Source organism: Leptolyngbya sp. AN10 (assembly GCF_050565645.1).
Lineage (GTDB): Bacteria > Cyanobacteriota > Cyanobacteriia > Leptolyngbyales > Leptolyngbyaceae > Leptolyngbya.
In genome coordinates this window covers 64,376-77,758 of sequence record NZ_JBNXVP010000001.1, presented here as the reverse complement: position 1 = coordinate 77,758, position 13,383 = coordinate 64,376, and the positions used below count along the sequence as shown (strand labels likewise).

Annotated in this window: 13 protein-coding genes; 8 read left to right on the top strand and 5 right to left on the bottom strand. The window is 44.9% G+C overall.

The window, feature by feature from the left end; translation table 11 throughout:
* Positions 1-72: 72 nt before the first annotated feature.
* Complete coding sequence (locus tag ACQ4M5_RS00385; protein ID WP_430673618.1) at positions 73-1,230, top strand: serine/threonine protein kinase; 1,158 nt, start codon at positions 73-75, stop codon at positions 1,228-1,230.
* Positions 1,231-1,433: 203 nt separating this feature from the next.
* On the opposite strand, the gene ACQ4M5_RS00380 is transcribed toward ACQ4M5_RS00385, so the two are convergent.
* Together ACQ4M5_RS00380 and ACQ4M5_RS00375 are read right to left on the bottom strand one after the other, a co-directional pair.
* Positions 1,434-1,880, bottom strand: coding sequence for a hypothetical protein (locus tag ACQ4M5_RS00380; protein WP_430673617.1), 447 nt, complete (start codon positions 1,878-1,880; stop codon positions 1,434-1,436).
* A 458-nt stretch (positions 1,881-2,338) separates the two neighbouring features.
* Entirely contained in the window at positions 2,339-3,514 is a 1,176-nt protein-coding gene (locus ACQ4M5_RS00375; protein ID WP_430673616.1) for a transposase, read from the bottom strand.
* A 43-nt stretch (positions 3,515-3,557) separates the two neighbouring features.
* Here ACQ4M5_RS00375 and recJ point away from each other — a divergent pair, with 43 nt between their 5' ends.
* From recJ to ACQ4M5_RS00360, 3 genes are all read left to right on the top strand, one after another.
* Positions 3,558-5,300 carry a single-stranded-DNA-specific exonuclease RecJ gene (gene recJ, locus ACQ4M5_RS00370; RefSeq protein ID WP_430673615.1) on the top strand — a complete coding sequence of 581 codons (1,743 nt, stop codon included), beginning with the start codon at positions 3,558-3,560 and terminating at the stop codon, positions 5,298-5,300.
* Between the two features lie 397 nt (positions 5,301-5,697).
* Positions 5,698-6,384 (top strand): carbonic anhydrase, encoded by a 687-nt coding sequence (locus ACQ4M5_RS00365; protein ID WP_430673614.1) that lies wholly within the window; start codon positions 5,698-5,700, stop codon positions 6,382-6,384.
* An 8-nt stretch (positions 6,385-6,392) separates the two neighbouring features.
* Entirely contained in the window at positions 6,393-6,707 is a 315-nt protein-coding gene (locus ACQ4M5_RS00360; protein WP_430673613.1) for an FHA domain-containing protein, read from the top strand.
* Positions 6,708-6,858: 151 nt separating this feature from the next.
* On the opposite strand, the gene ACQ4M5_RS00355 is transcribed toward ACQ4M5_RS00360, so the two are convergent.
* On the bottom strand, positions 6,859-7,596 hold the full coding sequence (locus tag ACQ4M5_RS00355; protein WP_430673612.1) for a hypothetical protein: 738 nt from the start codon (positions 7,594-7,596) through the stop codon (positions 6,859-6,861).
* Positions 7,597-7,916: 320 nt separating this feature from the next.
* On the opposite strand from ACQ4M5_RS00355, the gene ACQ4M5_RS00350 reads away from it, so the two are divergent.
* Genes ACQ4M5_RS00350 through ACQ4M5_RS00340 form a run of 3 tightly spaced genes read left to right on the top strand, consistent with a single transcriptional unit; the run spans position 7,917 to position 11,057 of the window.
* The gene (locus ACQ4M5_RS00350; RefSeq protein ID WP_430673611.1) at positions 7,917-9,107 is read left to right on the top strand and encodes an HlyD family efflux transporter periplasmic adaptor subunit; all 1,191 of its coding nucleotides are present in this window, start codon (positions 7,917-7,919) and stop codon (positions 9,105-9,107) included.
* A gap of 13 nt (positions 9,108-9,120) precedes the next feature.
* A complete protein-coding gene (locus ACQ4M5_RS00345; protein WP_430673610.1) occupies positions 9,121-10,356 on the top strand; it encodes an FtsX-like permease family protein in 1,236 nt (411 codons plus the stop codon).
* 2 nt (positions 10,357-10,358) lie between these two features.
* Entirely contained in the window at positions 10,359-11,057 is a 699-nt protein-coding gene (locus ACQ4M5_RS00340) for a DevA family ABC transporter ATP-binding protein (protein WP_430673609.1), read from the top strand.
* 227 nt (positions 11,058-11,284) lie between these two features.
* Here ACQ4M5_RS00340 and ACQ4M5_RS00335 read toward each other — a convergent pair whose 3' ends face one another.
* Positions 11,285-11,614 carry a hypothetical protein gene (locus ACQ4M5_RS00335; RefSeq protein ID WP_430673608.1) on the bottom strand — a complete coding sequence of 110 codons (330 nt, stop codon included), beginning with the start codon at positions 11,612-11,614 and terminating at the stop codon, positions 11,285-11,287.
* Between the two features lie 44 nt (positions 11,615-11,658).
* On the bottom strand, positions 11,659-12,216 hold the full coding sequence (locus tag ACQ4M5_RS00330; RefSeq protein WP_430673607.1) for a hypothetical protein: 558 nt from the start codon (positions 12,214-12,216) through the stop codon (positions 11,659-11,661).
* A gap of 318 nt (positions 12,217-12,534) precedes the next feature.
* Here ACQ4M5_RS00330 and ACQ4M5_RS00325 point away from each other — a divergent pair, with 318 nt between their 5' ends.
* The gene (locus tag ACQ4M5_RS00325; RefSeq protein WP_430673606.1) at positions 12,535-13,065 is read left to right on the top strand and encodes a hypothetical protein; all 531 of its coding nucleotides are present in this window, start codon (positions 12,535-12,537) and stop codon (positions 13,063-13,065) included.
* The last annotated feature ends 318 nt before the right edge of the window (positions 13,066-13,383 follow it).

The window sequence follows — 13,383 nt, the reverse complement described above, 5'->3', positions numbered from 1 at the left end:
CGCGAACAGGGCAGCGGTCGCTGTCCGATTGGTTTCGTTAAAATGAGGCATTGTCGTTTGTTTTTGAACAGCATGAATTGGCGTGAACACGACAGCGATTGGACTTTACAGATTCTTCAGGGGCGTTATCAACTTCGAAGGTTGCTAAGTTGTCGTTTCGGGAAGCAAATTTGGTTAGCGCTAGATCTGCAGTGCCGTCAGCTTGTTGTACTCAAAATTCTGGTTTGGGGAGCGGAGTTTACTTGGGAGGATTTGTGGCGATTTGAGCGAGAAGCTCAAGTTTTACAATCGCTTCATCATGCTTCGATTCCTTGCTATCTCGATCAGTTTGAGTTGAATGATCTGGAACGCAACGGATTTGTTTTTGTCCAAGCTTATATTCCTGCTTGTTCGTTAGACATTCATCTAAAGCGAGGGCGTGTGTTTAGCGAGTCAGATTTTTACGAGATAGCGGCGAAATTGTTGCAGATCCTAACTTATCTGCATGGGTTATACCCGTCGGTTGTTCACTGCGACATTCAGCCTAGTAATGTTTTAATTAGCGAGGATTTAAGATCTTCTCTTGGCAGCGTTTACTTGATTGATTTTGCTTCTGTTCAAACTGCAACAATTGGAGTAGACCACGGGGTGGTGGGAACGGAGGGTTATATGCCTCCGGAGCTTTATCAAGGAGTAGCGGTGCCAGCATCGGACTTGTATTCTCTAGGAATGACCTTAATTTGTCTTGCAACTGGGTGCGATTTGATTGACTCTTCTCCGAAGAATTTGTGGCTTCGATTTGAATCCAGTGTTAATCTTCCGCCTTCATTGAACGAGTGGTTGCAAAAAATGACTGCTCCTGACTTGCAGAAGCGATTTAAGTCCGCGATCGAGGCACAACAGCAATTAAAAGCCGCAGAAACAGCTTGTTCTTCAACTCTTCAGGCGGTTTCACTACAATCTTTATCGTTGCCCTCGCTCACTCGACCCTCGCTGCTGCTTGTGATTTTTTCGCTGTCTTCACTGGTTGCACCTGCTCTTGTTTATTTGGTGCACTTGACTGCTGGAATTAGTATTGTTTACGGACTAAGCATCGCAAAATTACTGGTAGTCCCTTATGGTTTGTTAGAAGTTTTCGTGTTGAGCCGAAACTATCCCTTGGAACAACGATCTGATTATCTTGTTCGATCATTTTCGTTTGCGGCACTTGCTGTACTAATGACGCAATTGTTGACCTACCTCTTCTTCTAGATTATTTGTGTTTGTTAAAACTGAGTCGGCAGAGCTGATATTGCTTTGCGTCAGGGTGTATTCGGAGATTGACGCCAGAGATTTCAGAATCAGGCGAAGATCGCATCGTAAAAAAAATGAGCGCGATAGTTTTCTTGAAGTATCTTTGTATTGGTAGATGCACCCTGAATCAAGCCCCGAATACGTTCGGGGCTTTTTTATTGTCATGTCGTTTCGGCTGAGTGTACCGCTTCCCAGTTAGTAATCTGATCACAGATTTGATTCCATTGGTCTTGAAGTGCATCAGCGCTGCTGTTCCAGACAACTGTGTCTTCGCGATAAAACCTAAGCTGAGTTTCGATGTTATGCAGTTGACTCCAGAGTTGCCGGTAGTTTTCTTGTTCAGGTGTCAAGGGTAAGCAGCTTTCCTTAGCGACTTTGTATTTCTTGCAGCCTGTATGATCTTCTCCATGTGCGATTGTTCCAACCCATGATGCAAGTATGAGTTTGCTGGTTGAATCAACTTGTTTTGTTTCGTGACTCCAGTGCCAGAACCAGGGAAAGGCTTCGTGTTTAGGATTGGTTTTGCAATCTTGCTGAAGTGCACAATTTAAGCAAGCAGGAGTGAAATCGTATGAAACTCTTTGTCCAATTAAGTTGCCGGTTGTCATTAAGTTCTCCTTAGATGTTGTTTTAAAGATCCATGCTAGGGGCATTGTAGGCTTCTAGCACGTCGATCTCTATCAGTGTTGCAGTTAAGTCTGCCTGACCCCAACGATATGCGGACTGGCAGCAGAAACAAACGGGTGTTATGGAGGGTAAGATTATGTGTGTTGCTGGAGTTTCACAAGGATTGTTGGCACAAAAGATCGTGCCCTCTGCAAGCTCAGATTGTAGGGTCTTGATTTTAGCCTGCGAGTCTTTTCCAAGGGGTTGTTTTAGATCGAAGGAGATATCCATAAAGAACGAGAAAGCTACAGTTTAATTGAAATTAGTTTTTTGAAAAAAGATAGCTAATGAGTGGGCATCCGATATGATTAGGTGCATTCGGATTTTTGATAATTTTTATGTTGGTTCACCTCCCTGTTCATCGTTGGCAATGTCCAGAGCCTTCTGATTCTGAGTTAACTCAGATCTTGCACCATTCCTGATAAGCGAGCAATGGTCGTGATTTGAGAACAATCTCAAACTGATAACGTTCAGCAATATGAGTTGTACTTCGCAGGTGTCGAAGAAATTGGAACCACAGTACAGAAGCGAACAAAATGGACAGCGCTAAATCACTGGCGACCTTCCAATCGAGTTGAGGCAGTAACGTGCTTTGATGAATCCAATGGACAAGGAGATAAGCAATCAGCACCAGAATCAACCAGCGATAGACTCCTCGCTTTGTAGACTGACCAAAGCGATGTAGCCCAAAGCGATGCTTGATCGTTTTGAAGAAGGCTTCAATTGCCCACCGTTTGCGTCCTAAGCGCACGAGATAGACTCCAGAGTAAGGGTAGGTGGAAACGACAAAGCGCAGTTCTCGTTTACCATCAGCTTGTTTGAGCCAGAACCAAGAGACGGTCAGTGCAAACGTAATTCCTTGGAGTCTAATTTGCGCTCCCCGCTTGCCGAGGCGGTAAAACTGCTTGAGGTTACTGCCATCTTGCAATTTGCGATTCCAGCGCACTCCTACAACTGCACGCCAACCTCGGTTGTGAACGGCTTGAAGAAACTCAACTGTGCCAAACTCAGTGTCGGCAAGCACAATCACAGGCGCACCCGTCGCCAAGCGAGTGGGGACAGTTGCTAAGAGCTTACAGGCTAACTGTGCGGGACTCGCTTTGCCTTTGCCTCTCCAGACTCGGAAACTCCAAGGAATGCGCCAATTGCCATAGTTGAGATACAACACAACCAGATGCAGACCACGCTTGCCATTGAGCATTCGCACCCACGGGTCAGGCGAATCTGGATTCTCAGTTGGCGTACTCAGATGCAAAAACTTGCCGCTTTTCTCCAATGTTGTCAGGTCAATGAGGACTCGTAGGGGCAGGTCTGTGCGTGGGGGATGCTCCCTCAGTTGCTCAAACACAGCTTTGCGGGTGGCGCGAATCACGCTGCGCGTAGACCACGAGTAGTGGTTCAAGAATCGGCTGAGTGAACTCGCAGATTTGACTTGAGTGTGCTGCGGCAACGGATGTCCGAGCGCTTCGAGAAATAGTCCAAACACGGCTTTTAGACTGTCTTTTTGATAACTGCTAGGCATCAAGCAAAGGAGGCGATACACTAGCGATTGGGCGTGTACAACGATGGTTTCCATAACCGTCCATTTATTTTTTCTACGCCCTTTTTTTCAAATTTTGATGCGTTTGGCAACCCCTATTGAGAATGGTGCAAGATCTCAGTTAACTCTTATTCCTGGATTGAATCCAGTATTGACTCAGATCCTGCTGCGTCGCGGACTGACCGCAGCAGCAGCAGAACTGTTTCTCAATCCTGAGCGGGTTCACTTACCCCCTCCTTTACAGGAATTTAAGGGGCTAGCACTTGCTGTTCGTATCCTTGTGGAGTCTATCAAATCAAAACAGCCAATTGCAATTTGCGGCGATTACGACGCGGATGGCATGACTAGTACTGCTTTGCTGCTGCGTGTGCTCAGATCTTTAGGTGGACAAGCGGACTATGCCATTCCTAGCCGGATGAAAGAGGGTTATGGTATCAATAAACGGATGGTAGAGGAAGCTGTAAAAGAAGGTTTCAAAGTAATTTTGACAGTCGATAATGGAATTGCGGCTCATGATGCAATTCGGCTAGCGCAAGAGCTAGGTTTGGTTGTTATTGTGACGGACCACCACGATTTGCCGCCAGTTCTGCCGACAGCCGATGTGATTCTCAATCCTAAATTACTCCCGGAATCCTCCCCCTATCGAGGTTTAGCTGGCGTTGGCGTAGCTTATATCTTGGCTGTCTCTTTGGTGCAAGCGTTTCAACGAAAAGGTATGATTGCGCCGCTACTAGAATTTTATACTCTTGGCACGATCGCGGATCTTGCGCCTTTAACCGGTGTAAATCGACGGTGGGTTAAGCGTGGATTGAAGATTTTACCTCAATCTAAAAATCCAGGTATTCAGGCGTTAGTTCGGGTGGTCGGTTTAGCTTGCCACTCGAGGTTAAAACCTGACGTGGTTGCTTTTTCCCTTGCGCCTATTATTAATGCTTGTGGCAGAATTTCTGACCCAGGTATTGTGATTGAATTACTGACGACGGATGACTCTGAGCGAGCAATGGAGTTAGCGATCGAGTGTGAGCGCGTAAATCGGTTACGTCAAACTTTGTGCGAACAGATTGAACACGAAGCTGTTGCACTCTGCGAACAGGGACTAAGAGCAATGTATCGAAATCGTGTTCTAGTGTTGGTTCAAGAGGGATGGCACCAGGGTGTTATTGGGATTGTTGCTTCTCGATTGGTTGAACGCTACGGTGTTCCTGTGTTTATTGGGACTTATGAGGAAGATGGTCAAATCATTCGAGGTTCAGCGCGGGGCATTCCGGAGTTTGACGTTTTTGCGGCTCTAGAATCAGCCCAAGATTCGTTGCTGAAGTATGGAGGTCATCGATCCGCAGGCGGATTTTCTCTAATGGCATCCCAGCTACCGCAGTTTCAAGTGCATTTGGGTTGTTTTGCTCAACGTTGGTTGCAACCTCATCATCTCAAACCGATGATCGAGATTGATGCTCAAGTTGATTTGTCTCAGATGACGCTCGATTTTTTTGATGATCTGGAAGTTTTGCAGCCTTGTGGCATGGGCAATCCCGATCCGATTTTTTGTTCGGTTGGATTAGAGGTGGTTGAGCAACAGGTTACGGGTCGCGATCACTTAAAATTTACGCTTCGGCAGGCATCCGGGCATCAAATTACAGCCATTGCTTGGCGATGGGCAATGTATTATCCCTTACCGGATTGGGTAGATGTAGCGTATCGATTGAGATTAAACGAGTGGAATAATCAGAGATCGCTCGAACTTCAGGTCATTGGGCTGCGTCCAGCAACTGCTTTGTTGACAAAGCAGTTGGTGAATAGAGCGGCTAGCCCGCCTTACGATTAAACTGCAAGATGGAAGTGGGTCAAAAGTCTTGGGGATCACTGGAGGTCAAAGGATGACTATTGCTTAAATTCGATGCTAGTTCTTCCACAAGGCGGATTTTTGACGTTAGATTTAGCAGAACCCATCTTATTGAGTTAGATTTTAATCTAAGGAAGCTAGTTGATGTTGATGCCAATGATCCACGATATTGGCGATCGTTGACAGTGATTACCTTGCAAATTCAGTCGTTGCTTTTGGCGGTTGTGCTGCAAATTCGTTGGTGATGCGATATTGCTGTAATGTCCTTGTGATACTGCAGTCGAATTTGTTTCCACACGGTTATCTAACAAGTTGTTTTTATTTCCCTTTCGATTCATTTGAGAATTGAGTGGGATTTTCTCAATTAGGATGGTTTTTTATGGTTTTTGTTGATTCCAATCAGGCAAGCAAGCCTTTACGTCATTCTGCTTCTAGCCCATTCTTGACTCCCGATTCTGCACTACGGAGACTTTTAGTCGGAAATGGTCGTTTTTCTGCCAATCAGCTTTCTCGTTTAAATCAAAACTTCGACCGTTTGAGTGAACTTGCCGAGAAACAAACTCCCTTTGCAACAATCTTAACCTGCTCGGATTCGAGGGTTCCGCCCGAAATTATTTTTGATCAAGGTTTGGGCGATTTGTTTATTGTTCGTGTTGCTGGTAATGTGGTTGCTTCAACGGAGTTAGGAAGTATCGAGTATGGTTTGTCGATTTTGAAGACTCCGATTCTATTTGTTCTAGGTCACAGCGGCTGCGGTGCGGTCAGTGCGGCTTTAGGGAATAGTCTGCCTTTTGGTCATATTAGGACCTTAGTAGAAGCAATTCAACCTGCTGCAACGATGAGTCGAGGGCAGCCTGGTGATGTAATTAGCAATGCCGTTCGAGCGAATATCTTGTTTCAACTTGACCAACTTCGACAATCTAACATTGTTGCTCGGCTTTTAGATGAGCAGCGGATCAAGTTGGTAGGGGGATGCTTTGATTTCATAACAGGTCGGGTTGTTGTCGAAAACATTTTGACCACGTCCTACTCCAGTATTCGAGCAAATTACAAAAATACTTTCTGATAATCTTTATGCTTGAATTCAAAGTTGTGAATCTGGTTACTAAGGAGTTTCGGTCAGCTTTTGTTGCTCTAAATTCAGATTGTCAAGAGTGTTTGCTTGGACGCTCGGATACTGCTGACTTAGTTCTTGATTCAATTGATGTCAGCCGGGAGCATGCCAAGATTATGCTTTCAACCCAAGGCTATCTGATTCAGGATCTCAATAGTAAGGCTGGACTCTATGTAAATGGAGTTTCTGTCTTAGCTGGACAAGCGCGTCTAATTCTTGTGGGTGATCAATTTCAAATTGGCAGTTTTCTACTTTCTGTTCAAGCCTTGCAGTGAACACTCCCGAGACGGACTGCTAGGCAGTCCATCGCGGGCTTCTCTCAATCCGAAGATCGAGAGCGGTTTTAAGTGAGGCAGGAACCATCCCTACTATTGAGCAAATCATCCCAATGGTTTAAATCAGCTTGGCTGAATTGTCATGATGCCTTCACGCGTAAAGGTTGGCAGGAGGATCTTCGCTTTCTGGAGTCAGTTTTGATAGTATTTCAACGTACACACGGGTTGCCCAGTCATAAAGTAATTCATCGGGTTGAGCGTAGAAGTACACACACCAGGAAGTGTAATCGGTAATGTGATAACCGTAGTGAAGGGCGATCGAATAAGTTGGATAAACGTTGAACTTGATTTCAGAAATGACCTTAGCCTCTAGATGGAATGGGTTTGGACTGTAGTTCAAACTGCGTCCAAGCAGAGAGAACAATTGGTCAATAGCGTTTCGAAATCCGCGAGTTTGAATATACGGATATTGCGGCAATTGCTCTGCGTAGTATCGCATTGGAACTATCCGAGTCTTCATCAAATTAATTTGGTAGTCGTGCTTCCATCGTTCTGCCTCGGGTTGCGCTAGGTTTGATAATAAAACACTGTGAAACCGGGAGCGCATTTCTTCTTCCCAGTTGGCAGTAAATGGATTTGGTGTTGAATCGTTTCCGACAATCGTTGGTTGACCGTTGAGCAACGAGATCGCGTCGTTGCCATAGGGGTTTCCATGATAAGTGCGGTGAGAGCGGTAGGGTTGTGCTGTCTGACACATCCATCGGTAAACTTCGATTGCTTTTTGCAATTCAAGTCCGCCGAAGTAAGGATTTCCCATTTCTGGTCGAATCAAGTCGATGAAGGCAATTTTGGACTTGGTGGCAATTTTTGGAGTGACGTGTTGTGACATAGATTCAGGTAGGTGTTGATTAATGCTTTAGAGACTTCAGAAAGTTTGAAGCTCTCCCACCGCTAGCGCGAAGCATCGGTGGGAGATTCTCAGTTCTAGTTTCTCTCAGCCAAAACCGAAGGATATTCACTGAGGCGAAGCGCTGGGGGTTTTCAAATACCCCAGGCGATTTGCTTTGTCTATTTCAGAAAAGTTTTTTGCATAAGTTGTCACCGGTGAGATCAAAGGCTTCATGTTCAGCAATAATAGGAATATTGCTGGTTTATTTTACTCTTGGTGTCGCTAAATTCGCTTTGATCTCGTTCATTTGGGAGTTTGCTGTGAAATTAAAACCGCTGATGAAGCCTGTTGGAGCGCGGGTTGTTTGGATTGGATCTGCGCTAGCTCTTTTCGTGACTGGATTTGGTATTTTTTCGTTTTCGCTTTTTCGTCCTAGTTCACAGGTTTCTGCTCAAATTTCGACGGCTCAACCGAATCCAATCGATGCTGTTAGTGCGTTGGGACGAGTAGAGCCGGAAGGAGGCGTAATTCGAGTTTCGGCTCCCATGTCTTCGTCTGTAAGCGGATCTGCTGGATTGCGCGTGGAGCGGATTTTGGTAAAAGAAGGCGCAAAGGTAAAAGTGAATCAGCCTTTGGCGGTGATGGATACTTATCAAATCTTGCGAACATCGGTAATACAGGCAGAAGCACAGGTGAAAGAAGCGGAAGCTCGATTGGCGCAGGTACAAGTGGGCGCAAAGCAAGGCGATATTAATGCTCAAAAAACAATGGTATTGAGAGCACAGGCAGGATTACCAAAAGCTGAAGCAGAATTTTTTAAAGTCGACGCTGAATATCGAAAAGCGAAGCAGGATTACAATCGTTTTACCACACTCTTCAAACAAGGTGCAGTTAATGAACTTGAAGTCAGTAATCGTAAACTTCTGTTGGATACGACTGAAAAGCAACGGCAACAATCTGCTCAAGCCGTCGAGCAGGCGCGGCTTGAACTCGAAGGGGCAAAACAAACTTTGAGCAGCGTAGTGGAAGTTCGTCCAACTGATATTCAGCAGATGTTGGCGGCTGTACAGGTAGCAAACGCAAATCTTCAGCGGATGAAAGCGGAGCTAGATAAAGCGATCGTGCGTGCTCCGGTCGAGGGTCAAGTGCTGAAAATTCACGCTGATCCTGGTGAAGTTGTTGGCGCTGAGGGTGTTCTTGATCTCGGTCGTACAACGCAGATGTATGTGGTTGCTGAAGTTGATGAGAATTCGATTAACAAAGTGAGAGTGGGACAGCGAGCGAGAATTACCGGATTTGCCTTTCCAGGTGAACTAATGGGAACAGTCGATCTTGTTGGCTTACAGATCCGCAAGAATGCTGTGCTTAATACTGATCCTGTAGGTAAAACAGATACGCGTGTTGTCGAAGTAAAGATTCGGTTGGATAACAGTCAATCCGTTGTGAACTTAACGAATTTACAGGTTAAAGTCGCGATAGATCCGCAATCTAAATCTGTGTCCAAGTTATAAGGAGGGCTTGTTGATGTTTTCAATTCCTCTTGCTTGGCTACAGTTGAAGCGTGAGAAGGCTCGGTTATTAGTGGCACTTGCTGGAATTGGCTTTGCAGTAATTTTGATGTTCCTTCAGCTCGGCTTCCAAGATGCCCTGTTTGAAAGTGCCATCACGATGCACCGCAGTATGAATGGGGACATCTTCCTGCTGAGTCCGCAGTCGACTGCGTTGATCCGGATGAAGAGTTTTTCTCAGGTGCGCTTGTATCAGTCGCTTGGATTTGCAGGTGTGCAGTCGGTTAGCCCAGTTTATGTGGGGTTTGGAATTTGGAAGAACCCGTTTTGGCAAGGTCCACCTGCATCTCCAACTCGTAGTATTTTTGTCATTGGACTGAATCCGTCTGATGATATTTTTGATCTCCCAGGGCTAAAGGAGAATCGTGATCACATTCGTCTTACTGATGTCGTTTTATTTGATAGCGCATCCCGCTTAGAATTTGGCCCTATTTCAGAGAAATTTAAGTCGCTTACTTCTTCAGATCCTGCGATTCGTACCGAAGTCGAATCGCGGCGTGTTGAGGTGGGTGGCTTATTTCGCATGGGGGCTTCATTTGGATCTGATGGCAACCTGATTACGAGCGACCTGAATTTTCGCCGGATTTTTCCCAATCGTGATCCGACTCAAATTGATATTGGTGTCGTTAAACTTGAACCAGGAGCCAATCTAGATATCACACTAGAGCGATTCAAGAATTTTCCTGGTGAACGCAGAGTTGATCCGAACAAAAAGCCTGAAGAAACAAAAGAAGATTTTCTTGTTGGTGATGTCCGTGTGATGTCAAAAGCTGCATTTGTGTCCTTGGAGCAAAACTATTGGAAGGAAAGTACTGCGATCGGCTTTATCTTCACATTAGGGACTGCGATTGGCTTTGTGGTGGGGACTGTGATTGTTTATCAAGTTCTCTATACTGATGTTGCCGATCATCTAGCCGAGTATGCCACGTTAAAAGCCATGGGCTATACGAATCGATATTTATTCTCGGTTGTGTTCCAAGAAGCACTGATCTTATCGATCATGGGTTACATTCCGGGCTATTTTCTTTGTATTGGGCTTTATAAGCTTACTCGGACTGCAACTGCTCTTCCTCTGGCGATGACAGCCACTCGAGGAATGATCGTTTTAGTTCTGACGATTTTGATGTGTGTGATTTCTGGTGCGATTGCCGTTCGCAAAGTTCAACAAGCTGATCCTGCTGACATTTTCTAACTATGCCGACTGATTCGATCATTGACATTCAAAAGGTTAATCACTACTACGGCTCTGGTCGATTGCGGAAGCAGATTTTATTTGAGGTGACAGCCTCGATCGGGTATGGAGAAGTGGTGATTATGACAGGTCCTTCTGGCTCTGGAAAAACCACGCTTTTAACTTTGATTGGGGCACTACGATCCACTCAGGAAGGGAGTATGCGGGTGTTAGGCGAAGAATTGAGCGGGGCATCTGAACGAAAGTTAATTGAAGTGCGGCGCAATATTGGCTACATTTTTCAGGCGCATAACTTACTCAATTCTCTAACTGCTCGACAAAACGTGCAAATGTCGATCGAGCTTCATTCCAATATTCCAAAAGTTAAGGCGCATTCGATGGCAGAATCAACGTTGGCGGCAGTTGGACTAGGAGACTGGACTAATCAATATCCAAGCGAGCTTTCTGGAGGGCAGAAGCAAAGAGTGGCGATCGCTCGTGCTTTGGTTTGCAATCCGAAGATTGTTCTCGCAGATGAACCGACTGCGGCACTCGATAAAAAGTCAGGTCGCGATGTTGTTGAAATTATGCAGAATCTTGCTAAACAGCAGGGAGCAGCAATTCTGCTTGTAACGCACGACAATCGGATTTTGGATGTTGCCGATCGGATTATTAATCTAGAAGATGGCCGTCTAACTTCTGTGGACATTACGCCTGCTTGAATAACCTTGAGATCTGTTTCTCCGTGCGTCACTCCATCGAGATCTCCCCACCAATACCCTTTTCTTGCTTGGTAGTGCATTCTTATCTCATTAGCGCTAAATCGCTCTCTTGTGTCTTGAATTGTAAGTTTTTTCATGCTCTTTCATTTGACGGTGTAAATCTTCTTGCTGACTACAAAAAACTTGAGCATGGTTGTGTTTCTTGAGGACGACTACTCAGAACTTTGCTAGCCTTCACCATCAAATATAGGAAATAGATCAACGTACTCAATGCCTTCACCATCAAATAGCAGGTAACTAAATTCCTCTCTTCTTGCCCACATTATGATTGTCTTGAAGGTCTCGCTAAAATTTGCGTGAAGGATCGGTAAGATGCAGGCTTCGAAAAATTCATCGGCTCCGATCGCGGTGTACACGAGAAAGCTATCGTTTCCATGTAGAGTTGCGAGAAGTGTTTCGAGGGTTCGCGCATCTGTGGGAGTTAGATGATTGGTTGAGAGAATGCCAAGTTTGTGAGTTTCAAAGGTTGCTGTCATATTTCTGTTGTTTTCCTTCATTTTTCAAAGACAGAATCTAAAGCGCTGCCGTTAATCGCCGTTGGTTATACCTCAGAATTATTTAATAGTGATTGCAGTGGGCTTTCTTTTGTGAAGAGTTCTGGTCGATACTGTTGTAACCAGTTAAGTGCTAGGCGACGGTCAATGCTGCACTCAAATCCCAGATCTGCGCTGCGGATATAAGTGAACATTCTTTCTACTTCTGAATTGAGATTTTCACAAAATTCTGCAACGTTATCACACGCGTAATCGCGTGCCCATGAGCATTGTTCTAGTGCCAAAATGTCTTCGATTAAAGCTTGAGCAAAATAGGGAGCGGCATTAAACTTGACTTCGATGCGAGTATCATCTGACCAGCATTCTGCTTCTATCATTCCATATACCGGTGTAGCTTGCTCGATCGTTTGCAGAATGTCTTTGATCTGGAGGGGCGGAATGTGATCGTCTTTGCTGTCTGTATCATTCAGAAATAATTCTATCGTGCCATCAGTGTGGCGAGCTGCGCGTACTAGTGAAATTGTGGAGTCATTGACCCAGAAGACTCCAGTTACAAAAGCATCTGCTTCCTGTACGTTGTTAAATCGGATAGTCTTTAAAGCCATGAGGGAACTCCTGAAAATATTGAAGTTTGAATTGTTTGAGGTACCTTTTAGGGTGATAGCCGCATGACTTGTGGTGTCGCCGTATTAAGAACAAAGATGTGGTCAGAACTGTTGTAAGTTGCGCTGAATCGATTCTACAGATTGTCGAATTAAGGTCAGATCGTCGGTTCGAAAATGAAGCTGTAAGCAATCTCTCTGAATACGAGTCGGGGTTTCCATGTTGTTACTGAATATTTTTGACGTGAAGGATTGAAATCTATCGAAGTAGAGATTGGTTTCGCTCTTTATGGCGGATAGTCTGTGATTGGATTTAGGTTTTTGCAGGCAAATAATATGGTTTTGGATGCGTTTGAGGTAAGGCAGCGAATGTTTTTGTACATTCAAAACGTTTTGGAGTCTGCTCACCCTGTTTTTTCTGGACTTCCGATTTGTCCTTTTGCTCGAAGTAGTCGTTTGCAAAAGAAGATTGATTGCTGGGTTTACCGTTTCACATTTGGGGATTGCCAACTGTCATCTGAAGTTTATAGCAAGATCGAGTCTTTTTCTCGGCAATCTACTTTTGATGTCTTGCTTGTAGTTCATCCGCAACCCAATGCAATGAGCGTCGCTGAGTTGAATTCTTTTATCGCTCTACTGAGTGAACAGACTGATGCTTTAGGCGTGACTGTTTTTGGAGGACATCCAGATGATTTATTCGAGGTTGAAGGGGTTAGAACCCGGCAAGATCCCTTTATTAACTTCACAGTTCAAAAAACCGACAAACTGGCTAGTGCAAGACAGATGTTAAGGGCAACAGCGTACTATAACTTTTGGAGTGATGATGCGCGAGCTGCGATCGGGTTTGAGTGAACTATGAGTCAATTGTCACCCGACTGAGGGTTTCCCTATCGTTGATTTCAATCTCTGAGTTGTGGCTGATAGGTTTGTTTGATCTGCGGCAAAAATATACGACCTGCATTGTCTTCTTTCCAGTTGATTTGCCTCGCTGAATCGACTAGCTTTTCGAATGAATCGACTGAACTAGTGCTTTTCACCATTCCCAAGGTATGATTCAGCGACTTGTACTTGGAATTCATGTAACCTGATTTGGTCTTTGCACGAAGACCAGTTCTCTTCGTGTTGTTATCGAATACGCTAGACATAAAGCACTAGGTATTCGACGGGTAT

Coding starts and splice junctions, on each gene's coding strand:
- ACQ4M5_RS00385 (WP_430673618.1), top strand. CDS start 73: ATGAATTGGCGTGAACACGACAGCGATTGGACTTTACAGATTCTTCAG.
- ACQ4M5_RS00380 (WP_430673617.1), bottom strand. CDS start 1,880: ATGACAACCGGCAACTTAATTGGACAAAGAGTTTCATACGATTTCACT.
- ACQ4M5_RS00375 (WP_430673616.1), bottom strand. CDS start 3,514: ATGGAAACCATCGTTGTACACGCCCAATCGCTAGTGTATCGCCTCCTT.
- recJ (WP_430673615.1), top strand. CDS start 3,558: ATGCGTTTGGCAACCCCTATTGAGAATGGTGCAAGATCTCAGTTAACT.
- ACQ4M5_RS00365 (WP_430673614.1), top strand. CDS start 5,698: ATGGTTTTTGTTGATTCCAATCAGGCAAGCAAGCCTTTACGTCATTCT.
- ACQ4M5_RS00360 (WP_430673613.1), top strand. CDS start 6,393: ATGCTTGAATTCAAAGTTGTGAATCTGGTTACTAAGGAGTTTCGGTCA.
- ACQ4M5_RS00355 (WP_430673612.1), bottom strand. CDS start 7,596: ATGTCACAACACGTCACTCCAAAAATTGCCACCAAGTCCAAAATTGCC.
- ACQ4M5_RS00345 (WP_430673610.1), top strand. CDS start 9,121: ATGTTTTCAATTCCTCTTGCTTGGCTACAGTTGAAGCGTGAGAAGGCT.
- ACQ4M5_RS00340 (WP_430673609.1), top strand. CDS start 10,359: ATGCCGACTGATTCGATCATTGACATTCAAAAGGTTAATCACTACTAC.
- ACQ4M5_RS00335 (WP_430673608.1), bottom strand. CDS start 11,614: ATGAAGGAAAACAACAGAAATATGACAGCAACCTTTGAAACTCACAAA.
- ACQ4M5_RS00330 (WP_430673607.1), bottom strand. CDS start 12,216: ATGGCTTTAAAGACTATCCGATTTAACAACGTACAGGAAGCAGATGCT.